Here is a 24,092-nt window from a genome sequence, read left to right on the forward strand (position 1 = left end):
ATCGTAGCAGAACGAAATGCGAGGCACATCGCGACTCATCTAATACGTTATATAAGTGGTGTTAGGAATGATGCGCAGTATTTAAGCCTCAGGTGGTTGTCGGGACATAGGGATAGTAGTCAAAGCGCAGCGTCATAAGCCGTTGTGGGGATTCAATAGCCGCGGCAATGATATTGGCATCGCGGGCACGATCAAACCCTTCGAGTTCGATCTGATACGAGACGTCTTGCATAATGTCCAGACGTCGCCAGGCTAGGAGTGTGTCACCATCGAATTCCAAGGTCTTGCCTCCGTCTGGAGCAACGGCGTATAGACGCAGCTTGGCGGTGGTTGCAGGGTCGACAACCGTGACCTTTTTAATTTCGTTTCGAGTATTCTTGGCGCCCAACAAGGTGAGCAGTGTTGGGGCCACGACCTCGCCCGATGGCAAAAAGACGACTTCGATGGATTCAGGAAATGCGATGATAGCCGACTTGCGGACGGGCTGATTGGCGGCGGCAACTTCGATGTTCGCAGCGTCGATGACCTCCGTGTGGTCGAGCGCGGCAAGCACGCAGCAGTTACCTTCATCGATCTCTTGAGGATCAGCAAGCCCCAGACTGTCCGCGAGCTCGGGATCGTTTGGATCGGTAGCGGGCTCATTCGGTGCTTCGAAAGAAGCTGGGACGCTGTTTGTCGGCGACGGCGTGTCGCCCGCACCTGCTTCTTTGTCCGCACTCTCTTCTTGTATGGTTGCGTTGATGGGTTCGTCGTTTGGGGGGAGCGTCTTGGCGTCAAGCGCGGAGGGGAGAATTCCGATGGCTCCGGATCCGTTCCACTCCATTTCGAGAAGCACCGGGTCGGCAAGAATGCGTTGCCTGCTTTGCGCGTGGGCATCGATTTCAATAGGGCCTGCCTCTATCCCTCGTGTAAGGCTGAGTGATCCGGCTGGCTTCTCGAAATGAGCGTCTGTGTCTTTGGTGCTGACGGCGTAGAACAGCAGGGACGCTTCTCCCGCCGCGATGGCATCGGTACCGGCTTTGGTCAGCCGCAACGATGCCGTGAATGAGAGGGTGGGCTGCGCATCGTCTGCATTCGCGGCGGCGCAGCCCAGACATATACCGCCTCCTTTCTCGAAAAACGTACCGTCGAAGGCGACCTTCGCTCCGTTCGCCGAGTCATCGACCGAAGCGATGTCGATGCGCAGCTCTAAATTGCATGGATCGCCATCTGCATCGAGCACAACCGAGCGCCACGTGCAGACGGCGCACCCCGCCTGGGAGCCGTTTGCCTTGTTCGAACGATTGATATCCACGACTATCGAGCCGTCCGTATTACGACGAAGGCATCCCGAGGTTGAGATTGCGGCCTGTGCGATCGAAAAACGCTTGCACGCAATGGCGCTCGACGGATTTGGTGCGGAGCTTAGGGCCGCTGGTAAGGAGTCTGCCATGACAGGAGTCGCCCAAGCGGCGACAGGCGTTCCGGTTGCGAGCGCGCCGCAGAGTGCGACGACGGGCAAAAGGTTCTTCGATGCCATGGGGTCTCCTTAGCTAATTTAGTGCGGCCTGTTCATGTTTTGTTTCTGGCTGTGTTTGATGTGCAGACCGAGGCCGGCGGTTCCCGCGCCTGCTGCTGCGGCGCCTGCTGCCAAGAGCCATCGTTTGTCGCCTGTCTGCGCCAACGGTTCCTCGCGGTCGCTGCGGTCGAGCTCCGAGAGGTCGACCGTCACTTGCGTGGCGGCCTGCGCCTGTTCTTGCTGGGCAAAGGCCATGGCTGGCCCAAACGCTAGGATGCTGACGGCGGCGGCCAGGGCGACGGCCTTATGCCGTGTGCGCACCGGGCTCGACCGTCCAGGTAATCGTTGCAACCTGATCGCCTTCGCCGGTTACGCGGAAGATGTCGCGCGTGACGCGGGCGACGTTTCCGCTTGTCTTGAGCTTAATTTTGTCCGCGCCGCCGGCAATGCCCTGGTAGCCCATGTCGAAGGCTGCATTCTTGGAAAGATCGAGGCCCGTTCCTTGCATTGCGGCGCTGGCGTTCTGGAGTGCGCCGTCGGGGCCGACCTTAAAGTCGATGGAGTTCTGCGCGGTTCCGGCCTTGGCGTCGGCGGCAATGGTCCAGGTGTTCATGGCGTCGATCTTCATGTTGGTGACATGGATGCCGTAGGCCGAATGATTGTCGATGGTGGTCGCGTCTTCTGAGGGGCCCTGAAGCGTGCCGTCGGCCTTGGCGACGAAGGGAATAACCGTCGGAACTTTGAACTCAACGTTGTCGATCTCGGTCCTGACCATTACCTTCGTGGTTCCAACGCGCCCGGCCGCCATAGCTGGCGTCGGGGCGGCGCCCATTGCGAGTGCGAGCGCGAGCCCTGCGCCCACGACGAGCGCTCTGGCTCCGTTCATGTTCCTGGTGATGTTCATGGTCGTTCCTTTCTATTCGCCGCGGGCCGTCCCCGCGATGATTGGACGAATGCTGGTGAATTGCGTGCGGTGCTGCGTCGGCCGGAAAGCTAGTTCTCGGCTTGCTCAACCCGTACCTTGACACGTGTCGGATTGCCGTGGGTGTCGTAGGTCTTGGCATCGAGTGCCTGAATCTCGATATATGCCTCGCCTTCTTGGATGTCGCCGGCGGGGCAGGTCTCAACCGTCTTGCCGGCTTCGACCACACCGGACTCATAGATGGTCTCGTCGTTTTGAATCACGCGGAAGCGCTGGGGAAACTTGTTGTCTTGGACGTTTTGCACGTTGACGCGCAACTTGCCGCCTTCCTGCAACTGTGCGACCGGCGCGACCGAGATCGTCATCATGTTGTCGCGGACGATGGCGTCGAGCTCATCCTGGATTTCTTGGCGCGATTTACCCTCTGCCGTCGTGACCGAGGCGCCCGCTTCGGGCACGGGCTGCGACTGCCAGGCGTATAGCCCTACGGCGATGAGGGCGCAGACGATAGCCAGGCAGACAACGACGAGTTTCTTGCGACGCCCCAGTCCTGCAAGGCGGGGCGGCTTCTTCGCACTCATGCGGCGTCCTTGGTGGTGTAGACGCGCGCGAACGTGGACGGGTCCGCTCCAAAGAGCATGTGAAGCATCAGGCGGCGCGAGTAGATGAGCTCGTCGAAGTTGTGAGGGAGCTCGATGTTGTGGATATGCGCGATGTGGTGGGCGAGCGCCAAGAACGACTCGGGGTCGCAGATAACATCGGTGGTGACGTGGTAGACCGCCGTATCGGGGAACGCCTCTTCGTCGAAAGGCAGGAAATAGGGATCGTCGTCGACCTCGATGGCGACGCCGTACTGGGGCCAGTAATATGCCATGGGAACCTCCCTGCTTCTGGGGCCAAAACTTCCATTGGTTTTGGCTGTTGATGCCGACCGTATCAGCCACTACTTGACCAATTTCTGACCAAATGCTTGACGGATTGACATCTCCGCAGGTAAAAGATGGTAAAAATTACTTCAACTTTTTTCGAGCGACAATTGCGTGATCGCTGGCGGTAAAGCGACATGTGTCAAAAGCATCGTCTGCCGAGGAAACCTTGCCGCTCGCCGAATTGCACGAACGTAAAAATCGCCAATTATGGAGACGGTCTCGAACACGTCGACGAAACGATGCGGTAACATCTCCCTGCAAACACTGTAGTTAGCTAAAGGGGGAGTTCGCGTGTCGGCAACCATCAAACCCTTCACCGACGAGTTCGAAGAGTATGGCCGCGATGAGTCTCGCACATCGGGCGAGGCCTCGAGCATCTCGTTTCCGACAACGGAGGACGAGGTCCGCGCCATTTTGAAAAAGCTCCATGCCGAGCGTGTCCCGGTGACGGTTCAGGGCGCCCGGACCGGTCTTGCCGCCGGTGCCGTGCCTCATGGCGGTCACATTCTCAATACTTCCCGCATGAATCGCTACCTAGGCATTCGCCGCGATGAGCAGGGCCGCTTTCTTTTGCGTGTGGCGCCCGGCGTCGTGCTGTCTGAGCTGCGCAAGCAACTGGGCAAGAAAGTGCTGCCGACTGCCGGCTGGGACCAGACATCGCTTGAGGCCTACGAGGAGTTCCAGGAAGCTCCCGAGCAATTCTTTCCTACCGATCCCACCGAGGCATCTGCCTGCCTGGGCGGTATGGCGGCATGCAACGCTTCCGGCGCCCGTAGCTACGCTTACGGCCCCATGCGCCCTCACGTCACGGGCCTTCATGTCGTGCTGGCCGATGGCGACCTGCTCGAGCTTCACCGTGGCGAGGTTTTTGCACAGGGTCGCCGCCTTTCGCTCGTCACGGTGCAGGGCCGCACGCTCGAGCTCGACCTTCCCGACTACACCATGCCCAAGACCAAAAATGCTTCGGGCTATTTCGTTGCTGACGATATGGATGCCATCGATCTGTTTATCGGTGCGTGTGGCACACTTGGCGTCATCACCGAGCTCGAGATTGCCCTGCAGGCGGCGCCTGCGGTCGTTTGGGGCGTGAGCTGCTTCTTTGACAGCGAAGATAAGGCCGTGTCCTTCACCGATTCCGTGCGTCCCGTCCTGTCCCACGCGGCTGCCATCGAGTATTTCGATGCGGGCGCCCTGGATATCCTGCGTCGTCAGTGTGAACAGTCGACCGCGTTCGCCTCGCTGCCGGCGCTCGACAAAGACGCCAAGGTCTGTGTCTACGTGGAGCTCGACTGCAACGACGAAGCCCAGGCGACTGAGGAGCTGTATCACTTGGGGTGGGTACTAGAGCTTGCGGGCGGCAGCGACGATGCGACATGGGTCGCGCGCACCGAGGTCGATCGCGAGTGTCAGCGATTCTTCCGCCATGCGGTGCCCGAGAGCGTCAACATGCTCATCGACGAGCGTCGCCGCACGGATCCCACCATCACCAAACTGGGCTCGGACATGTCGGTGCCCAACGCACACTTGGCCGATGTCATCGCCCTTTATCGCCGCACGCTGGCCGAAAGCGGGCTTGAATCTGCCGCCTGGGGGCACATCGGTAACAACCATCTGCATGTGAACATTCTGCCGCGCGATGCGCAGGATTACCGCCGCGGCGGAGAACTCTTTGCCCAGTGGGCTTCCGAGGTCACGGCCATGGGTGGCGCCGTCTCCGCCGAACACGGCGTCGGCAAGATCAAGGCGGGCTTCTTGGAGACGATGTACGGTCACGAGGCCATGGTCGAGTCGGCGCGGCTCAAGCTCCAGCTCGATCCTGCCGGGCAGCTGGGTCGCGGTAACCTGTTTTCGGAGAAGCTCTTGGATGAGCTCGTCCAGAAAGGGGGCGCGTGAAGATGAGCGATTTCCATATGGTGGTGTGCGTCAAGGCGGTGCCGGGAAGCACCGAGGTCAAGATGGACCCCAAGACCAATACGATTGTGCGCGATGGCAAGCAGGCGGTCATTAACCCGTTCGATGCGAGCGCTTTGGAATGCGCACTGGCGCTGAAGGATGACTTTATCGGCTTTGGCATGGACGTGCGCGTAACGGTGGTGTCGATGGGCATCCCCGCGACCGAATCGCTATTGCGCGACTGCATCGCCCGCGGTGCCGATGACGCGCTGCTGCTGACCGACCGCGCCTTTGCAGGTGCCGATACCCTGGCAACCACCTATGCCCTCAAGTGCGGCATCGAGGCACTCGACGAGGACTTCGACCTGCTCATCTGCGGCAAGATGGCGGTGGACGGCGATACGGCCCAGATTGGTCCCGAGCTTGCCGGTGCCTTTGAGATTCCCTGCGTGACCGACGTGAGCTGCGTGCAGAGCGCGGGCTTTACGACCTGCGGCTCGCTGGCGCTTGTTCACGGCTGCGATGCCGGCGAGGAGACGGTGTGCCTGGAGATGCCGTGCGCGATGACGACCGCCAAGGAGATTGGCCAACTGCGTATGCCGAGCATTGCCGGTATTCGTGCAGCCGAGGAGGCGGACGTGCGTGTGGTCAACGCTGCCGACGTGAACGCCGACCCCGCGCGCTGCGGCCTTGCCGGCTCGCCGACACAGGTCGTGCGATCGTTTGTGCCCGACCGCGACCAGACGTGCGAGGCCGTTGAAGGAACGGCGTCCGAGCAGGCGGCAAAACTTGCCAAGATTATCGAGGGGATGGCATAGATGAGCGGACTGATTATCGATAGCGAAGCCTGTATAGGCTGCGGTCGCTGCGTTCGCGCCTGTGCCTCGGGCGGCATCGTAGTGGAAGGCGAGCGGCCCAACCGTTGCGCCCGCGTAACCGACGGCTGCGTCCTATGCGGTGGGTGCGTCGACGCCTGCCCCGTCAACGCTGTCTCGATCGAGCGTGACGAGGCCGCCGGCGCGGTTGACCTCGATGCGTATCGAGATATCTGGGTATTCGTTCAGACCGACGAGCACGATACGGTGACTCCCGTTGCCTATGAGCTCATGGGCAAGGGCCGCGAGCTTGCCGATGCTCGCGGCTGCCGTCTGGTGGCATTGGCCGGCATGAGCCCCGAGAGCTCTCTCGGTGACCTGGAGCATCTGGTTTGCGCCGGTGCAGACGAGGTCCTGGTCTGTCGCGACGAGCGTCTGCGCCAGAACGATGCGGAGGTTTACGCCCGGCTGATCTGCGATTTGGTGGCAGAGCGCAAGCCCGAGGCCATTCTGTACGGTGCGACCGCCTTTGGCCGCGAACTGGCACCCGGCGTTGCCGTGCGTTTGCAGACGGGCCTTACGGCTGACTGCACCGTACTTTCGATGGATACGGAGACGGGGCTGCTGCAACAGACGCGTCCGGCGTTTGGCGGCAACCTGATGGCCACCATCGTCTGCCCCAATCATCGTCCTCAGATGGCAACGGTGCGTCCCGGCATCTTTAAGGCGTCCGACTTTGACTACGGCCGCTCCGGCACGATCACCCAGATATCGCTTGCGGATGATGCTAAGGCTCGTGTCGAGATCTCGATTCCCGCCGAGGAGTGGGGGCAGCAGGCATCAATTGCCGATGCCGAGCGCCTGGTCGTGGTGGGTCGCGGCATTGGTTCCAAGAAAAACCTGCCGCTGATGCGAAGGCTCGCCGAGGCTCTGGGAGCCGAGCTTGGCTGCACGCGACCTGTCGTGGAGGCCGGCTGGTTGGAGTATCGCCATCAGATTGGCCAGACGGGCGTATCGGTTTCGCCCAAGCTTCTCGTGAGTATCGGTGTTTCGGGCGCCATTCAGCATCTTGCCGGCATCGGTGGGGCGGAGTGCATTATCGCCATCAACGAGGACCCGGATGCCCCCATCTTTGGTGCTGCCCAGTATAAGGTTGTCGGCGATGCCGTCGAGGTCGCCGAGGGGCTGCTGGCCCAGCTTGAGCGCTAGACGCGCGTCAGCCAGTCGCGTATCTCGTTCTTTAGGCGCTCCCAGGTCGCTTGCGTGGCGGGATCGGTAAAGGGGCGCGTAATGCCAAAGGGCGCATCGAGCAGGCGGTAGATATCGCCCTGCTCGCGCGCCAGCGCGCGGCTCGCTGGATAGACGAGCTCGAACATAAAGCAGATGAGTCCCACCAAGTAGTCCGCGGGCTCATCGCGCTCATCGCGCGTGACGCAGCGGCGCTCGTCAAAGGCAGCGAGAGCCGGTGTCGAGAATCGGCTGGCGAGAAATGTGTCCTCATCAACCTTGAGGATAGTGTCGACGGTGCTGTCGGCGATGGTGCGCATAATGTCGATTTTGTCGCCATCGCGCACGATATCGCAGAAGCGCCGTGTACGCTCGTCGAGTTGTGCCGGCAGGCGAAAGTCGCTGTGATAGGCGATGCTCGCGCGGATGAGCTCGTCGTACTCGTCGGTCTCGATAAAATCTCGGATGCTTGTTGTGGCGGGCGCGTCGTCGGGGCTCTCGCCAAAGAGGACCTCGACGCCCAACGCTGCGTGGCTCATACTCTCGGCGTCCTTAAAGGTGTCCCAGCGCCGCAACTGTTCAAAGCGTCCCATATCGTGTAACAGGCCGCAAAGCCAGGCCAGGTCAATATCCTCTGTCGACCAGCCCTGCTCGCGCGCCACGGCATCGCATGCCTCGGCAACGTGGTACGTATGCTCGATTTTGAGCGCGATACGTGGATTGGCGGCATCGTAAGCGTCGGTATAGCGTTTGAAGGCCGCGGTCGCCCGGCCCCGATCGATAGCTGTCATAATGACTTCCTAAAAAGCTGTGTCTTTCGATCCGGTGGCAATTGTAGGTGAACTCGGTTGCCACCGGGCGATGATTCTGCCGCGTCGTTGAATGCGGCTCGGAAATCTTGTCGGGACGAGGAACGCTATGGTGCTCAAAATCGTTAAAACCGTTTGGCCGGTGATGCTTACCTATGTTGCGATAGGCGCGCCGTGCAGAATGATTATGGCGCAGACGGGAATGGAGCCCTGGATGGTTTTTGCTCTGAGCAGCACGTTTGTGACGGGTAGCGGCCAGTTTATGGTCTGCAACCTGTGGCTGGCAGGTGTGCCTGCGGCATCGATTGTCGCAAGTGTGGCCGCAATCTCCTCGCGCTTTGCACTTTATTCGGCATCAATCGCGCCCCATCTGAGGGGTGCCTCGAAGCGTCAGACGCTGGCCGTTGCCGCGACGCTTACCGAGGAGGCATACGGCATCTCGCTTGCCAAGTTGGTTGAAGGGGAGGATTGGGGTCCGCACGAGTCCTTTGTGCTCAACGCGATCCTCATCGCGACATGGGGCGTTTCGTGTACGACGGGCGCCATCGTCGGCGCCGTTGTCGATGTTCCAACCACTATTGCGGGTTTTGTCTGCACCTCGCTCTTTATCTGCCTGCTCTTTTCGCAGCGACTGTCGCGCGGCAATGTCGTGGCTGCCGTTATGGCTGCGGTGTCTGTCGCCATATGCAAGTTCTTGGGGTGGACGAATATCGCCGTGCCGGCAAGCGTGCTCGTCGGTGTTGCCGCGGCGCTTGCGCGCGATACTCTCGCCGAAGGAAGGGGTGCTCGCGATGCCCGTTAATGAGTTTTTGGTCCTGTGGTTGTCGTCTTGGGCGGCCATCGCGTTTTTCCGCATTGCCCCGGCGTTTGCTTTGCGCGGGAGAACGCTGTCGCCCCGCGTTACCGAGGCCTTGGGTTATATTCCGCCCGCCGCCTTTGCGGCGCTGGTCGCTAACGATTTGATAAGCCCTGGCGCTTTCGACGCTGGCTTGTGGCAGGGCTTGATTCCCTGGATTGCGGCTGCCGGTGTCGTGGCGGTGGCAATCAAGACAAAGTCGATGTTGTGGTGCTGCGTCTCGGGCATCGTGTTCTATATCGTTTTGAGCCTTGTATAAAAGCAAGGGCGCGTTTAGCGTCCCGGCCCAACGAATCGAATTTCTCACCGAGCCGGTCTGCTTCTTCTGGTACCATGGTCAAACTTTACTGTAGCAAAGCGTGACGTGGGCTTTTGTTCTGCGTCAGCGGAAATGGGGGTTTCATGGCACAGGAAGCGACCGCCAACGAGCAAAAGAAATTCAAGGTACCGCGTATCCCGGGCGACATCATGATCTATCCCATGATTGTCGGCCTTTTGCTCAACACTTTCTGTCCTCAGGTCTTTGAGATCGGTGGCTTCTTTACGGCTGCCTGCCGCGGCGGCTCCAATACCATCGTCGCTGCGATCCTGCTCTTCGTGGGTGCCGGCATCAGCTTTAAGTCCACGCCGGGCGCTATCAAGACCGGCATCGTCGTACTGATCCCCAAGCTTGTTGTTGCGGCCGCCCTTGGCTTGGGTGTGGCATATTTCTTTAACGATAACTTCCTGGGCCTGAGCTCCGTGTCTATCATCGGCGGCATCACGTTTTGCAACATGGCGCTCTATACGGGCATCATGGGCGAGTTCGGTGATGAGTCCGAGCAGGGCGCCGTCGGTATCCTGTTCTTTACGGCCGGCCCCGCCGTCACCATGATCATCCTCGGTGTCTCGGGTCTCGCTAACATCCCCGTCGGCACCATCATCGGATCCATCCTGCCGCTTGTTATCGGCATGGTTCTGGGCAACCTCTTCCCGTTCATCAAGAACCTGCTAGTCCCCGGCGCCAATCCCGCGATCGCTGTTATCGGATTTCAGCTCGGTGCGTCCATGAGCCTTTCGAGCTTTATCACCGGCGGTATTTCGGGCATCCTGCTGGGTCTCATCACGCTCTTTATCGTCGGCCCCATCACCTTTGCGTTCGAGCGCCTGTGCGGTGGTAACGGCAAGGCGGCCGTTGCCTGCTCCACTATCGCCGGCACGGCCATGACCACGCCGGTCGCCCTCGCCGAGGTCGCACCGCGTTATGCCGAGCTTGCGCCCACCGCGTACGCTCAGATCGCTACCGCCGTTATCATCACGGCAATCATGGCTCCGATTCTGACCGGCTGGGTCGACAAGAAGTTTTGCCAGGGCAAGGAAGACCTGTCGCCTGTCGGTGTCGAGGCTATCGAGGAGGCCGTCGCGACCGACATCGACGGCGAGTAATCGTCGACGCGAGTCAATCAAGCCGGCGTGTGCAATTCGCGCCGTTTGAGCGCCCGAACGAAAGCTGTCTTGCAGTGACGTTCGAGCGCTCTGCTATTATTCCCTTTACCCCTGTGGAGTAAGGGGTGTTTATTGCCTAGATTCTAATTGGGCGATTCTGACCACTTGGATATTGAAGGGATGGCGTCTAGTGGTTAAGGCACTCAAGATTGAGATATTCCTGCTATGCATGATTGTTCTTATCGGGCTTGCCGCACGAAGCCGCCACTCCTTGTTCTCGAGTACCCAGCAGTTATTGTTTAGTACGCTCGGCTACACCTCTGCCGCGTACATGTTATTCGATATAATCTGGACGCTTTCGGACGGTGTGGGCGGCACGCTGGGCATTGCTGCCAACTGGATTTCCAACGCGGTTTCGTTTTCGCTCTTTGCCGCCGCGTGCCTCATTTGGTTTATCTATTCCGAGACGGTGCAGGGTTCTCGCCTTTTGACCGCGCGCTATAGGATGGCGTTTGTAACGCTGCCTGCGGTGCTGGTAGTCGTACTGGCGTTTACTAGCTACTGGACGCATGCCCTGTTCTATATCGATGCGCAGGGCGCGTATCGTCGCGGTTTTGTCTATATGATCCAGCCCATCGTCAGCTACTGCTACGTTATATATACGTCCCTGCATGCGTTTATACAATCTTGCAAGGTCGAGAGCCTACAAAAGAAGGCCATCTATCAAACCTTGGCATTTTTCGCCATTCCGGCCTTGGTGGCCGGTGTCTTTCAGGTCTTTTATTCGGGTCCCTGCCTTAGTGTCGGCATCATGTTAAGTATGTTGCAGCTCTACATTGTTTGTCAGGAGCAGCTGATCTCGACCGACCCGTTGACTGGCCTCAACAATCGCAACCGTTTTGAGACCTATATGCTGTCGCTCTTCTCAAATGTGGATCAGGCCAAAGATGTGTATCTGCTTATGATGGACGCCGACGGCTTTAAGCAGATTAACGACCGGTATGGACATGTGGAGGGCGACCATGCTCTCCAGGTCATATCTGCTACGCTCAAAGAGGTCTGCTCGGCGTCTGGTGGCTTTATCGCACGTTATGGCGGCGATGAGTTCGTGGTGCTCCAGAAGGCAGCGGCGGAACAGGACATCATAGACCTGTGTTCGGCGATTAACGACGAGCTCGCTCGTGCCGAGGTGCCGTATCTGTTGCGGATGTCCATCGGCTACGCACGGGTTGGTGATGGCGTCGATACCTGGCAAGACTTGCTTCGCGCTGCCGACGCGGAACTCTACCGCGTCAAGGCCGAGAAAAAGAAAGCCGGCGCCCAGATACGCTAGAAAAAAGGGGCGCACGACCGTTGCGATGGTCGTGCGCCCTTTTTGCGTTTGCGGGGGCCACCGGCCATAATGCCCAGGCGCGGTGCGGCAAGACGAGCGTCTGCCGCTGCGGCTCGGTACGAAATCAACGAGAATCAGTGTGCTCCATTGAGCTAAAGTGTGCGAACGCCCTCTCTAAAAAGGTGAGCTCGCTAGGCTTTTTTGGGTTTGTTGACGATGATGATGCCGCCGCAGACCAACAGCGGGGCAACGATGACGGTAATGGGGCTCGTGCCAGCGCCCTCGCCGAGTAGCAGCGCGCTCAGCAGCACACCAAAGACGGGGTTCATAAACCCAAAGACCGAGACGCGGCTGACGGGGTTGACGGCAAGCAGGCGCGACCACAGCGAGTAGGCGACCGCGGAGATAAGCGCCATGTAGATGATGAGCGCGATGGCGGGGGCAATCGCCGTGGGGGAGAGCGCGCCACCCATCAAAAAGCCGATGGCGGTGAGGACCAGGCCGCCGACCAAGAACTGCCACCCGGCAAGCAAGACGCCGTCGTGCTCACGCGAGAAGATACCGATCAGGCAGGTCGAAAGGGCACCCGCGACGGTGGAGGCTAGGATAAAACCCTCGCCGTCGAGCGTAAAGCCAAAGGTGCCGTCCGCGCCCGAAAGGTTGACGAGCGCGACGCCGGTAAAGCCCAGTACGCAGCCGAGCACTTTGGCCGCATTGAGCTTCTCGGTGTGAAATGCCAGGGCGGCAAAGAGGATTGCGAGGAAGTTGGCGCTGGCCTCGATGATGGAGCTCGACATGGCGCTGGCGCGCGAGAGGCCCAGGTAGAAAAAGAAGTACTGCCCGATAGTCTGGAAGAGCGACAAGATGCAGATGGGCTTGATATCGCGCGCTTGCGGAACGAGCGGTCGGCGCTGGGCCACGCTCATGCCAACAATGACCAGCATGCCGGCAAGGGTGAAGCGCAGGCCCGCGAAGAGCAGCTGCGAGGCGCTGTCGTGCGCGGGAATACCAAAGAGGCCGTAGCCGATCTTGATGCAGGGGAAGGCGGAGCCCCAGAGCGCGCAGCAAACGAGACAGCCCAGGATGAGTCCGGGCAGGGTGGCGAGATACGGCTTGCGGCTTTCCATGATGTCCTTTCTACATGCGCGAAGCAAAAAAGAACCCGCCACCGGATGTGTCGGTGGCGGGTGATGTTACCCGAAGGGATTGTACCCGATGGGAAAGGTTTAGGCGAAGTAGGCTACGCCGCTCTCAAAGATCGGCATGAACTTGTCGCCGGGGACATGCTCGGGCACGTTGCGGTACAGGTTGTCGCCGCGACGCTCGGCATGGCCCATCTTGCCCAGGACGCGGCCGTCGGGGCTCGTGATGCCCTCGATGGCGAGTGCGGAGCCGTTGGGGTTGACGGAAAGATCCATGCTGGGCTTGCCGTCCTCGCCCACGTACTGCGTGGCGACCTGGCCGTTGGCGATAAGCTGGGCGAGCACCTCGTCGTTGGCGACAAAGCGGCCCTCGCCGTGGCTGATGGCGACGGTGTAGGGGTCGTCGAGGCTGCACTGCGACAGCCACGGGGACAGGTTGGACGAGATGCGGGTGCGCACCAGGCGGCTCTGATGGCGACCGATGGTGTTGAACGTCAGCGTGGGCGCATCGGGCGTGGCGTCGACGATGTCACCGTAGGGCACCAGGCCGAGCTTGACCAGAGCCTGGAAGCCGTTGCAGATGCCCAGCATCAGGCCGTCGCGGGCCTTGAGCAGGTCGCGGACTGCCTCGGTGACCTCGGGAGCGCGGAAGAACGCCGTGATGAACTTGGCGGAGCCGTCGGGCTCGTCACCGCCTGAGAAGCCGCCGGGGATCATGACGATCTGGCTTGCGCGGATGCGGCGGGCAAGTTCGTGGGTGCTCTCGGCGACGGCCTCGGGCGTGAGATTGTTGATCACGAAGGTGTCGGCCTCGGCACCGGCGGCACGGAAGGCGCGGGCGCTGTCGTACTCGCAGTTGTTGCCGGGGAACACGGGGATGATCACGCGCGGGCGGGCGATCTTGGCGCCGCCGTACACGTGGATGTCCTTGGCGCGGAAGTCGATGGTCTCGACCTCGGGGGTCTCGCCGGCGCTGCGGTAGGCGAAGACGCCCTCGATGCCGTTCTCCCAGGCCTCCTGGAGCTCGGCGAGCTCGATGACCTCGGAGCCGGTGTCGATGACATAGCCCTCGACGGTGGTACCCAGGGGCTCGACGACAACGCCATCGGCGACCTTGGGCAGCTCGGCGTCCTCGGCAAGCTCGACGATAAAGCTGCCATAGAGCGGAGTGAAGAGGCTCTCCACGTCCACGTCCTCGGCAAGCTCGATGCCGATCTGGTTGCCGACGCACATCTTAAAGAGGCTCTCGGCGCCGCAGCCGTAGCCGGGCGTGGAGACGGCCAGGGCATCGCCGGTAGCAGTGAGCGCCTCGACGGCGTCAAACGCGGCGAGCAGCTGCTGGGCGTCGGGACGGTAGTCCTCGCCGTAGGTGGCGGGGGCGATGCGGACGACGCGGTGCGTCAGGCCCTTGAACTCAGGGGAGACGGCGCGCGCCGCGCGGCCCACGGCCACAGCGAAGCTGATCAGAGTCGGCGGAACGTTGAGCTCGCCGGCCTCGTCCTCAAACGAGCCGCTCATGGAGTCCTTGCCACCGATGGCGCCAGCACCCAGGTCGACTTGGGCCATGAGAGCGCCCAGGACGGCTGCCGTGGGCTTGCCCCAGCGCTCGGCCTCGGTGCGCAGACGCTCGAAGTACTCCTGGAAGGAGAGATAGGCGCGCTTGTGCTCAAAGCCGGCAGCCACGAGCTTGGCGATGGACTCGACCACGGACAGGTAGGCGCCAGCAAACTGGTCGGCTTCCATCAGGTAGGGGTTGAAGCCCCATGCCATGGCGCTTGCCGTGGTGGTCTCGCCGTCCACGGGGAACTTGGCGACCATGGCCGAGCTCGGGGTGAGCTGCGTCTTGCCGCCAAAGGGCATAAGCACGGTTGCGGCACCGATGGTGGAGTCGAAGCGCTCGGAAAGGCCCTTGTTGGAGGCAACGTTGAGGTCGGTGACAAGCGAGGTCATGCGCTCGGCAAGCGTGGTGCCGGCCCAGCTGGGCTGCCACACGCTGCGGGCGCACACGTGGGCGACCTGGTGCTTGGGCGCGCCGTTGGAGTTGAGGAACTCGCGGGATAGGTCGACGATGGCGACACCGTTCCAGGCCATACGCATGCGCGGCTCGGCGGTAACCTCGGCGATAACGGTCGCCTCCAGGTTCTCCTCGGCGGCGTAGCCCATGAACTCCTCGACGTCACCGTCGGCGACGGCGCAGGCCATACGCTCCTGGGACTCGGAGATGGCGAGCTCGGTGCCGTCCAGGCCGTCGTACTTCTTGGTCACGGTGTCCAGGTCGACATACAGGCCGTCGGCAAGTTCGCCTACGGCGACCGAGACGCCGCCGGCGCCAAAGTCGTTGCAGCGCTTGATCAGGCGGCAGGCGTCGCCGCGGCGGAAGAGGCGCTGCAGCTTGCGCTCGACCGGGGCGTTGCCCTTCTGGACCTCGGCGCCCGAGGTCTCGATGGACTCTGTGTTTTGAGTCTTGGAGGAGCCGGTGGCGCCGCCGATGCCGTCACGGCCGGTGCGGCCGCCCAGCAGGATGATCTTGTCGGTGGGGGCGGGGCACTCGCGACGCACGTGGTTTGCCGGGGTAGCGCCCACGACGGCGCCGACCTCCATGCGCTTGGCAACGTAGCCGGGGTGATAGAGCTCGTTGACCTGGCCGGTGGCAAGGCCGATCTGGTTGCCGTAGCTGGAGTAGCCGGCGGCAGCGGTGGTTACGAGCTTGCGCTGCGGCAGCTTGCCCTCGAGCGTCTCGGACACGGGGACGGTGGGGTCGCCGGCGCCGGTGACACGCATGGCCTGGTACACGTAGCTGCGGCCCGAGAGCGGGTCGCGGATGGCGCCGCCCACGCAGGTGGCGGCACCGCCGAAGGGCTCGATCTCGGTCGGGTGGTTGTGGGTCTCGTTCTTAAACAGGAACAGCCAGTCCTGGTCCTCGCCGTCGACATCGACCTTCACCTTGACGGTGCAGGCGTTGATCTCCTCGGACTCGTCGACATCGGTCATGACGCCGGTCTTCTTAAGGTACTTGGCGCCGATGGTGCCCATGTCCATGAGGCAGACGGGCTTGGCGTCGCGGCCGAGTTCGTGGCGCATCTCCATGTAGCGGTCGAAGGCCTGCTGCACCACGGCGTCGTCGATCGTCACATCGTCCAGGACGGTGCCGAAGGTGGTGTGGCGGCAGTGGTCGGACCAGTAGGTGTCGATCACGCGGATCTCGGTGATGGTGGGGTCGCGATCCTCATCGCGGAAGTACTGCTGGCAGAAGGCGATGTCCGCCTCGTCCATGGCAAGACCGCGCTCGGAGATAAAGGCGGCAAGGCCGGCCTCATCGAGCTCGCGGAAGCCGTCGAGCACCTCGACGGGCTGGGGCTCGGGGGTCTCCATGTACAGCGTCTCGGGCAGGTCGAGCGAGGCGATGCGGGCCTCGACGGGGTTCACCACGTAGTGCTTGATGGCCTCGATGGCGGCTTCGTCCAGAGCGCCCGAGATTATATAGACCTTGGCGGAGCGCACGGCGGGGCGCTCGCCCTGGCTGATGAGCTGCACGCACTCGCTGGCGGAGTCGGCGCGCTGGTCAAACTGGCCAGGCAGGAATTCGACGGCAAAGACGGCGCCATCGCTTGCGGGGAGCTCGTCGTAGGTCACATCGACCTGGGGCTCGCTAAAGACGGTCGGCACGCAGGAGCGGAAAAGCTCCTCGTCGATGCCCTCGACGTCGTAGCGGTTGATGATCCTCAGGGCCTCGATGCCCTTGATGCCGAGAATTTCGGTCAGCTCGCCCTTGAGCTGCTGAGCCTCGACGTCGAACCCGGGTTTCTTCTCCACGTAGATACGAGAGACCATTGGTTCCTGCCTTCCTGATCGGTTGGGCGTACGGTACGGTATGCGGCAGCGGTCGGTTTGCGGGGTCTGCCCTGCGGTCGCCTTGAGCCACATGTTTGTAAACCTCACTATGATACGACAGCTCGCGGCGCGTTGAGGACGGCGAGGGTGCTACAGTGAAGCGCAAACAAGAGAAAGGCATCACATGGCATTCGTTTCACTCGCCATCATCGCGCTCGTGGCCTTTGCAAGCCCCTTCATCGCCTCGGCGATTCCCGGAAAACCCGTTCCCGAGACGGTCTTTTTGCTCGTGTTCGGCGCGGTGCTGGGACCCCATATGCTCGGCATTATCCATGTAGATGCCGAGGTCTCGCTTGTGTCCGAGCTGGGCCTGGCCTTTTTGTTCCTGCTTGCCGGCTTTGAGATCGACCCCAAGAGCATCACGGGCGTCGAGGGGCGCTACGGCTTGGCGACGTGGGTCGTCACGTTTGGTATCGCCTGGCTTGCCGTGCGCTTTACCCCGTGGTTCTCGGTCAGTCATTTCGACGGTATCGCCGTGACGCTTGCCCTCACTTCGACGGCGCTCGGCACGCTCGTGCCCATCATGCGTGAACGTTCGCTCACCGGCACGCGCGTGGGCGACTCGATTCTCGCGTATGGCACCTGGGGCGAGCTCGGTCCCGTGCTCGCCATGTCGGTGTTGCTGTCTGCCCGCACCGGCATCCAAACGCTCGTAATCCTTGGCTTGTTTGCGGTGGTCTGCGTGCTGCTGGCCGTGGTCCCAAGCCGCTCCAAGCGCGTCGGCAGCCGCTTCTTTGCGTTTGTCGAGGAACGCGCCGATACCACGTCGCAGACCTTCGTGCGCCTGACCGTGCTTATCCTGGTTACGCTCGTGGCGTTCTCGGCCATCTTTGACCTCGACATCGTGTTGGGTTCTTTTGCTGCCGGCTTTGTCCTGCGTTATATCATCCCTGAGGGCAACCATACGCTCGAGACCAAGCTCGACGGTCTGGCCTACGGCTTTTTGATTCCGGTGTTCTTTACCGTATCGGGCGCAAAGATCGACCTGACGGCCGTGGCGTCGCGCCCGGGCTTGCTCGCGGGTTTTATCGTGGCGTTGCTGATTATTCGTGCCGTGCCCATTCTCATCTCTATGGGCATTTGTCCCGCGACGCGCGATGTGTCGGCGTATGGTCGCATTACCGTGGCCCTGTACTGCACCACGGCGCTGCCGATCATCGTTGCCGTGACGAGCGTTGCCGTCAACGCGGGCGCGCTGTCGCAAGATATTGCGTCGGTCATGGTTGCTGCCGGCGCCATCACGGTGTTCTTGATGCCGCTGCTCGCACAACTCTTCTACCGCGTGGTCGACGCCGCACCGGTCGCTGCCGTGGCAGAGGTTGCCGAGCATCCATCCGATGCGCTCGACATCCTGCGCGCCCATCACGATTTGGCGAGCCTGCTTGCACGCGAGCACGAGCTGCTGACCTCGCATGGTCACGGTCGCGTATTCGAGGGCCTGCCTACGCTCGATACGATTGCCGAGCGTCTTTCCGCCGAGGCAGCGAGCGGCCACATCGATGCCCGCATCGTGGACGCGGCGCATCTTCTTGCCGATAAGACCTATGGAGACGAGGTCGACCCGTCCAAGCTGACTCCGCGTGAGCGCCGCCGCCTGGAGCGCGCCAAGCTCGCCGTGCACGAATACCGCCGCCGCATGCTGGAGCTCTACGCACGCGACGAAGCCCAGGACGACGACGGTAAGTAGTCGATAGTCTCTCGGGGAAACCGCGTCCCACTTTGAAGGCTCGGAACGGGATGTGGTTTCGGCATCGGCCCCCATCGGGAAGCCACATCCCAGAATGGACGCTCAGAGCGGGATGCAGTTTCCGCTTTGGACCCCTGCCGGAAAGCACGTCCCAGTCTGAAGGTTCAAAATGGGATGTGGTTTCCGAAACAGGGGCCGTTGGGAAGCTGTGTCCCGGAATGGGCGCCCGGAGTGGGATACCGTTTCCGCAGGAGGCCCATTGCGGAAACGGTATCCCAGAATCGACGTTCAGAACGGGGTGCAGTTTCCGCAAGGAGGTCCTGGGGAAACCGTGCCCCGTTCTGAGCTGAAATACCGGGACGCAGCTTCCCCTGCAAACAGAACAAGGCGCGCTGTCTGCGGTTGATGCATGCAGCGCGCCTTTTGCGTTGGGCCTCGTTGAGGTTCGAAGTCGTGGCTTGCGACCTTTAGGAGCGGGCGGCTCCGTCGACGGGGAGGATGGCGCCCGTGACATAGGAGGACATGTCGCTTGCCAAGAAGACAAAGGCGTTGGCGACATCCTCGGGCTCGCCCATGCGACCCAGCGGAATGGTGGCGATGATGGGCTTGATGACCTCTTCGGGCAGGTTGGCGACCATATCGGTCTTGGTTACGCCTGGGGCGACGGCGTTGACGCGAATACCCATGGGGGCGAGCTCGCGCGAGAGCGACTGGACCATGCCATTGACGGCAAACTTGGACGTGGGGTAACCGACACCGGAGGGCTGGCCGTACTTGGCGACCATCGAGCTTGTGGTAGTGATGGTGCCGCCGTGGCCGGCCTCGGTCATGATCTTGGCGGCAGCCTGGTGACCATTAAAGACGGCGACGACATTGAGATCCATGACCTTTGCAAACTCCTCGGCCGTGTAATCCAAAAGGGGCGAGCGCTGGGAGATGCCGGCGTTGTTGACGACTGTATCCAAGCCGCCCATGTCGGCTGCGGCCTGCGTAAAGGCCTCGGTCACGGCCTCGAGTGAGGTGAGGTCGCAGGAACGGCCCCAGACCTTGGCGTCGGGATAGGCGGCCGCCAGCTTCTCAACGGCCGCGTCGGCAGTCTCCTGGCGCGAGCCAAAGACAGTGACGGCAGCGCCTTCCTCGATAAAACGGCGGGCGATCGCATAGCCGATGCCGCGCGTGCCTCCGGTGATGATTGCTTTCTTGCCCTCGAGCAACATGGTGCTTCCTCTCATCGCGGGCGGACATACACGGCACAGCATAGCGGCGGCAAAATACAGCTGCCGTCGCATATCGGCAAACGGTATCCACGGTTGTTGACGAACGGTCAAGTTGTTCAAACGTTAGTCGACCACTTCGTGCAAAAGATGTAACTAAAAGGGGCTCCCATCCAATCGGATAGGAGCCCCTCATGCGTTATTTGATTTGCCGAGAATCGGGCTAGTTTGCCATGACGCCTTCGGTCCAGGCCTCGACGTTCTCGATGCGCAGGACGTTGGCGACCTCGGCCACGCAGTCGACGCTGACAAGCTCGGCGGCGGCAGCCTGGACGTCCTTCTCGAGCGCGCGGTGCGTCAGGAAGATGACCGAGCAGGCATCGCTGACACCCGATTTGCCGTCCTCGACCTGGTTGATGAGCGAGATCGAGATGTTGTGCTTGGCAAAGATGTCGACCGTCTCGGACAGGGCGCCCACGCGGTCGGCGACCTTCAGGCGCACATAGTACTTGGTCTGGAGCTCGTCCATGGGCTTAAAGGCGAGGTTGTGACCATAGGGCTCAATCTCGGGCAGCGGAGCCACACCGCGGCTGATCTGCTCGGAGAGCGACAGGATATCGCCCACGACGGCGCTCGCAGTGGGGAAGGAGCCTGCGCCGGCACCGTAGAACATGGTCTCGCCCACGGCGTCGCCTACCACGTAGACAGCGTTCATGGCGCCGTTGACCTTGGCAAGCATGTGGTCGGCGGGAATCAGCGTGGGGTGCACGCGGACGTCGACGCCGGCGTCGGTGTTGCGGGCGATGCCGAGCAGCTTAATGGTGTAGCCGAGCTCGCGGGCCTGGGCGATGTCCTCGGCGCCGATGGTACGGATACCCTGCTGGTACACATCGTCGGTGGTCACGCGGGTGCCAAAGCCGATGGAGGCGAGGATGGCCGTCTTGCTGGCGGCGTCGAAGCCGTCGACGTCGGCGGACGGGTCGGCCTCGGCATAGCCCTTGGCCTGCGCGTCGGCAAGCACGTCGGCGTAATCGGCGCCCTCGGCGTCCATGCGCGACAGGATATAGTTGGTGGTACCGTTGAGAATGCCGGCGATGGTCAGGATCTTGTTGCCCACCAGGTCGTGCTCGAGCGTGCTTACGATGGGGATGCCGCCGCCGCAACTGGCCTCGCACTTGATCTGCACGCCGCACGCACGGGCCTTCTCGGCAAGCGTCTCGACATGACGGCCCAGCAGGGCCTTGTTGGCAGAGACGACGTGCTTGCCGTTCTCGAAGGCGGTGGTAAAGATCTCGGTTGCGGGGTGCTCGCCGCCGATCAGCTCGACGACGATGTCGACGGCGGGGTCGGTGACGACATCGTGCCAGTCACTCGTAAAGGCCTCACGCTCAATACCGGCTGCCTCGGCCTGCTCCCAAGCAAGCGCGCAGGCGCGGGTCAGCTTAAGGTCGATGCCGTAGGCTGCCAGATACTCATCGTGGTGGCTCTTGATCAGACGGGCCACGCCGCCGCCGACGGTTCCCAGACCGATCAGGCCGACGTTCACGGTGCGCAGGGGTTCGCTCATAGATAGCTCCTTCGTGCATCTTATAGATGGATTAACCGATTACAGGTTGAGTGCATTCTAGCGTGAACCGAGAGCACGTGCTCGCCAGGCAACAGGAGTCGCACAAAACGGCACCCCCGAAACGCTGCGGAAACATTGGAAACATGCTCGCTACAAACGGAACTCCGTAACAAACTGTCAACGTTTGCACCATAAGGTTTGCCCCGTACCGCAAGACGGCCGCACCGCGGCCAGCGAAAAAAGGGGGACACCATGTTCAACAACAACAGCACGCTCAGCCGTAGGAACTTTCTCGCCGGCGCCGCGGCGCTCGGCACCGCCGCCGCACTCGCTGGTTGCTCGTCGGGTGGCTCGGACGGTGGCTCCGCCGATGACGGCAAGACCTTCAAGATCGGTGTCATCGGCCCTCTGACCGGCGCCGCGGCAACCTATGGCGTTTCGGCCGAGAAGGGTGCCAAGCTCGCCGCCAAGGATTTCTCGACCAAGGACCTCAAACTCTCGCTTAAGTCCGAGGACGACGTCGCCGATGGCGAGAAGGCCATCAACGCCTTCAATACCCTGTGCGACTGGGGCATGCAGGCGCTCGTCGGCCCCGTCACGACTGGTGCCGCTGTCGCCGTCTCGGGCGAGATCGCCGACGATATGCTCATGGTCACGCCTTCGGCCTCGTCGCTCGACGTCACCAAGGATAAGACCACGGTCTTCCAGGTTTGCTTCACCGATCCCACCATGGGCGCCAGCGCCGCGAAGTTCTTGGCCGAGAAGTACGCGGATGCCAAGATCGCCCTGTTCTACAACTCCGGCGATACGTATAGCTCGGGCGTTGCCGACGCCTTTGCCGAGCAGGCCAAGGCGTCCAAGCTCGATATCGTCGATACCGAGACCTTTAAGGACGACTCTTCCACGAGCTTTACCAACCAACTCACCAAGGCCAAGGAGGCCGGCGCCACGCTTATCTTTGCCCCGATCTATTACACGCCGGCGTCCGTTTTGCTCAAGAACGCCAAGGACATGGGCTACGACATGACGCTCATGGGTACCGACGGCATGGATGGCTTGCTCTCTGTGGAAGGCTTCGATACCTCTCTTGCCGAGGGGGTGCTGCTCATGACCCCGTTCTCTGCCGACGATGAGAAGAACGCCGACTTCGTCAAGGCCTATAAGGTTGCCTACGACGAGACGCCTAACCAGTTTGCCGCCGACGCCTACGATTGTGTCCACGCCATCGCCGAGGCCATCGACAAGGCGGGCATCGATATTACGGCCGATGGTGCTGACATTGCCGACGATCTTGCCAAGGCCATGCGCAAGGTCAAGATTGAGGGCCTGACGGGTGAGCTCACGTGGAACGACGAGGGCCAGGTCGAAAAGCCCGCTACGGCCTATGTGATTCAGGATGGCAAGTACATCGCCGCCTAAGTGCATATAACGACACCGGTGGGGCCGTTTTATTCAGGGCAAGGACGCCTGTAACAGAACGGAAACATTACTTTCACACAATAAAGTGGCTAAACTGCATAAACCGACAGGAATACGCAGAATTATGGATAAATGGGCAAAACAAAAGAAAAGTTGAAATAATCGCCACTTTTCTCAACTAAAGCGTCTACTATTTTGCGAACGCCGAACACGGCGAAGGATGGCCTGTCGGGTAACCGAAACCCGACGAGATTTGAGAGGAGAGCCGCATGTCGAGCCTCACCGGTAAGTCATTGAACCCTGTTATGAATCGCAGGAGCGTTATCGCGAGCGCAGCAGGTCTGGGGGCGATGTCCATTCTAGCTGGCTGCTCCTCCAACGGCGGCGACAGCGGTTCCGCTTCGAGCGACGCTTCGTTTAAGATCGGCACCATCGGCCCGCTGACCGGCGCCAACGCGTCCTACGGCAAGTCCGTTACCCAGGGTGTCGAGCTTGGCTGCAAGGATTTCTCGACCAAGGAGCTGCCGCTTGCCAGCAAGGCCGAGGACGACCAGGCCGATGGCGAGAAGGCCGTCAACGCCTTCAACACCCTGCTCGACTGGGGCATGCAAGCCCTCGTCGGCCCGACCACCACGGGTGCGTCGGTTGCCGTTGCCGCCGAGTGCGGTAACGACCCCAAGACGTTCATGATCACCCCGTCCGCGTCCTCCGAGGACGTTACCGACGGCAAGGATTGCGTCTTCCAGGTTTGCTTCACCGACCCCAACCAGGGTGTCAACGCTGCCAAGTTCCTGGCCCAGAAGTATCCGGACGAGAAGTTCGTGCTGTTCTATAACTCCGGCGACGCCTATTCTTCGGGCATCGCAGATTCCTTTAAGGCCCAGGCCGCTGAGTCCAAGCTCGAGATTGTTGACGAGGAGACCTTTAAGGACGACTCCGCCACGAGCTTTACCAACCAGCTGACTAAGGCCAAGCAGGCCGGCGCCACCATGATCTTTGCGCCGATCTACTACACGCCGGCGTCCGTCCTGCTCAAGAACGCCAAGGACATGGGCTACGACGTCAAGATGATGGGCTGCGACGGCATGGACGGCATCCTGGGCGTTGAGGGCTTCGATACCTCTCTTGCCGAGGGTCTGCTGCTCATGACCCCGTTCTCCGCCGACGACGAGAAGAACGCCGACTTCGTTAACGCTTACAAGGATAAGTACGGCGATACCCCCGACCAGTTTGCCGCCGACGCCTACGACGGCGTGCACGCGGTGGCCGAGGCCGTCAAGGAGGCCGGTCTTGGTGTCGACGCCGACCCGACCGAGGCCGCCGAGAAGCTGTCCAAGGCTATGCTCAAGATTACCGTTGACGGTCTGACCGGCAAGCTCACCTGGAACGATAAGGGCCAGGTCCAGAAGGAGCCCACGGCTTACGTCATCACCGACGGCAAGTACGTACAGGCCTAATTGGCCGC

General features: G+C 61.3%; 20 protein-coding genes. 10 read left to right on the forward strand and 10 right to left on the reverse strand.

Translation table 11 applies throughout. The features are described 5' to 3' along the window. Window positions 1–88: 88 nt before the first annotated feature. The 5 genes from ABHU32_RS05535 to ABHU32_RS05555 all read right to left on the reverse strand — a co-directional run bounded on the left by ABHU32_RS05535 (window position 89) and on the right by ABHU32_RS05555 (window position 3,294). A complete protein-coding gene (locus ABHU32_RS05535) occupies window positions 89–1,519 on the reverse strand; it encodes a hypothetical protein (protein ID WP_346979327.1) in 1,431 nt (476 codons plus the stop codon). 18 nt (window positions 1,520–1,537) lie between these two features. Continuing rightward, on the reverse strand, window positions 1,538–1,819 hold the full coding sequence (locus ABHU32_RS05540) for a hypothetical protein (RefSeq protein WP_055287144.1): 282 nt from the start codon (window positions 1,817–1,819) through the stop codon (window positions 1,538–1,540). Continuing rightward, a complete protein-coding gene (locus ABHU32_RS05545; protein ID WP_346979328.1) occupies window positions 1,803–2,402 on the reverse strand; it encodes a hypothetical protein in 600 nt (199 codons plus the stop codon). Before ABHU32_RS05545 ends, ABHU32_RS05540 begins: the two co-directional genes overlap by 17 nt. An 89-nt stretch (window positions 2,403–2,491) precedes the next feature. Then, window positions 2,492–3,001: a cell division protein FtsQ/DivIB gene (locus ABHU32_RS05550; protein ID WP_118373096.1), complete on the reverse strand. Its 510-nt coding sequence runs from the start codon at window positions 2,999–3,001 to the stop codon at window positions 2,492–2,494. Continuing rightward, complete coding sequence (locus ABHU32_RS05555) at window positions 2,998–3,294, reverse strand: hypothetical protein (RefSeq protein WP_346979329.1); 297 nt, start codon at window positions 3,292–3,294, stop codon at window positions 2,998–3,000. Before ABHU32_RS05555 ends, ABHU32_RS05550 begins: the two co-directional genes overlap by 4 nt. Window positions 3,295–3,640: 346 nt before the next feature. Between ABHU32_RS05555 and ABHU32_RS05560 the strand changes: the two genes are divergently transcribed. The 3 genes from ABHU32_RS05560 to ABHU32_RS05570 are packed head-to-tail and all read left to right on the forward strand — an operon-like array spanning window position 3,641 to window position 7,266. After that, window positions 3,641–5,242: an FAD-binding oxidoreductase gene (locus ABHU32_RS05560; RefSeq protein ID WP_346979330.1), complete on the forward strand. Its 1,602-nt coding sequence runs from the start codon at window positions 3,641–3,643 to the stop codon at window positions 5,240–5,242. A gap of 2 nt (window positions 5,243–5,244) precedes the next feature. Further along, window positions 5,245–6,060: an electron transfer flavoprotein subunit beta/FixA family protein gene (locus tag ABHU32_RS05565; protein WP_346979351.1), complete on the forward strand. Its 816-nt coding sequence runs from the start codon at window positions 5,245–5,247 to the stop codon at window positions 6,058–6,060. Next, window positions 6,061–7,266 (forward strand): FAD-binding protein, encoded by a 1,206-nt coding sequence (locus ABHU32_RS05570; protein ID WP_346979331.1) that lies wholly within the window; start codon window positions 6,061–6,063, stop codon window positions 7,264–7,266. Here ABHU32_RS05570 and ABHU32_RS05575 read toward each other — a convergent pair. Then, window positions 7,263–8,075, reverse strand: coding sequence for an HD domain-containing protein (locus ABHU32_RS05575; protein ID WP_346979332.1), 813 nt, complete (start codon window positions 8,073–8,075; stop codon window positions 7,263–7,265). The genes ABHU32_RS05570 and ABHU32_RS05575 overlap by 4 nt on opposite strands. Before the next feature lie 127 nt (window positions 8,076–8,202). Here ABHU32_RS05575 and ABHU32_RS05580 point away from each other — a divergent pair, with 127 nt between their 5' ends. The 4 genes from ABHU32_RS05580 (at window position 8,203) to ABHU32_RS05595 (ending at window position 11,707) form a co-directional block, all read left to right on the forward strand. Continuing rightward, the gene (locus ABHU32_RS05580; protein WP_346979333.1) at window positions 8,203–8,895 is read left to right on the forward strand and encodes an AzlC family ABC transporter permease; all 693 of its coding nucleotides are present in this window, start codon (window positions 8,203–8,205) and stop codon (window positions 8,893–8,895) included. After that, on the forward strand, window positions 8,885–9,208 hold the full coding sequence (locus ABHU32_RS05585) for an AzlD domain-containing protein (protein WP_117821266.1): 324 nt from the start codon (window positions 8,885–8,887) through the stop codon (window positions 9,206–9,208). The genes ABHU32_RS05580 and ABHU32_RS05585 overlap by 11 nt, the downstream gene beginning before the upstream one ends. 143 nt (window positions 9,209–9,351) lie before the next feature. Further along, a complete protein-coding gene (locus tag ABHU32_RS05590) occupies window positions 9,352–10,374 on the forward strand; it encodes a 2-keto-3-deoxygluconate permease (protein WP_346979334.1) in 1,023 nt (340 codons plus the stop codon). A 190-nt stretch (window positions 10,375–10,564) separates the two neighbouring features. Then, complete coding sequence (locus tag ABHU32_RS05595; RefSeq protein ID WP_346979335.1) at window positions 10,565–11,707, forward strand: GGDEF domain-containing protein; 1,143 nt, start codon at window positions 10,565–10,567, stop codon at window positions 11,705–11,707. Between the two features lie 191 nt (window positions 11,708–11,898). Here the strand turns inward: ABHU32_RS05595 and ABHU32_RS05600 are convergent, their stop codons facing one another. After that, window positions 11,899–12,834, reverse strand: coding sequence for a DMT family transporter (locus tag ABHU32_RS05600; protein ID WP_346979336.1), 936 nt, complete (start codon window positions 12,832–12,834; stop codon window positions 11,899–11,901). Between the two features lie 99 nt (window positions 12,835–12,933). Then, entirely contained in the window at window positions 12,934–16,680 is a 3,747-nt protein-coding gene (locus tag ABHU32_RS05605) for a phosphoribosylformylglycinamidine synthase (protein WP_346979337.1), read from the reverse strand. A 184-nt stretch (window positions 16,681–16,864) separates the two neighbouring features. On the opposite strand from ABHU32_RS05605, the gene ABHU32_RS05610 reads away from it, so the two are divergent. Continuing rightward, entirely contained in the window at window positions 16,865–18,427 is a 1,563-nt protein-coding gene (locus ABHU32_RS05610) for a cation:proton antiporter domain-containing protein (RefSeq protein ID WP_346979338.1), read from the forward strand. A 467-nt stretch (window positions 18,428–18,894) separates the two neighbouring features. On the opposite strand, the gene ABHU32_RS05615 is transcribed toward ABHU32_RS05610, so the two are convergent. Beyond that, the gene (locus ABHU32_RS05615) at window positions 18,895–19,644 is read right to left on the reverse strand and encodes an SDR family NAD(P)-dependent oxidoreductase (protein WP_346979339.1); all 750 of its coding nucleotides are present in this window, start codon (window positions 19,642–19,644) and stop codon (window positions 18,895–18,897) included. A 220-nt stretch (window positions 19,645–19,864) separates the two neighbouring features. Continuing rightward, entirely contained in the window at window positions 19,865–21,208 is a 1,344-nt protein-coding gene (locus ABHU32_RS05620) for a homoserine dehydrogenase (RefSeq protein WP_346979340.1), read from the reverse strand. 252 nt (window positions 21,209–21,460) lie between these two features. Between ABHU32_RS05620 and ABHU32_RS05625 the strand changes: the two genes are divergently transcribed. Next, window positions 21,461–22,627 (forward strand): ABC transporter substrate-binding protein, encoded by a 1,167-nt coding sequence (locus ABHU32_RS05625; RefSeq protein ID WP_346979341.1) that lies wholly within the window; start codon window positions 21,461–21,463, stop codon window positions 22,625–22,627. Between the two features lie 269 nt (window positions 22,628–22,896). Then, a complete protein-coding gene (locus ABHU32_RS05630) occupies window positions 22,897–24,084 on the forward strand; it encodes an ABC transporter substrate-binding protein (RefSeq protein ID WP_346979342.1) in 1,188 nt (395 codons plus the stop codon). Window positions 24,085–24,092 lie beyond the last annotated feature (8 nt).

Origin of the sequence: Collinsella aerofaciens (assembly GCF_039758965.1) — a bacterium.
Lineage (GTDB): Bacteria > Actinomycetota > Coriobacteriia > Coriobacteriales > Coriobacteriaceae > Collinsella > Collinsella aerofaciens_BR.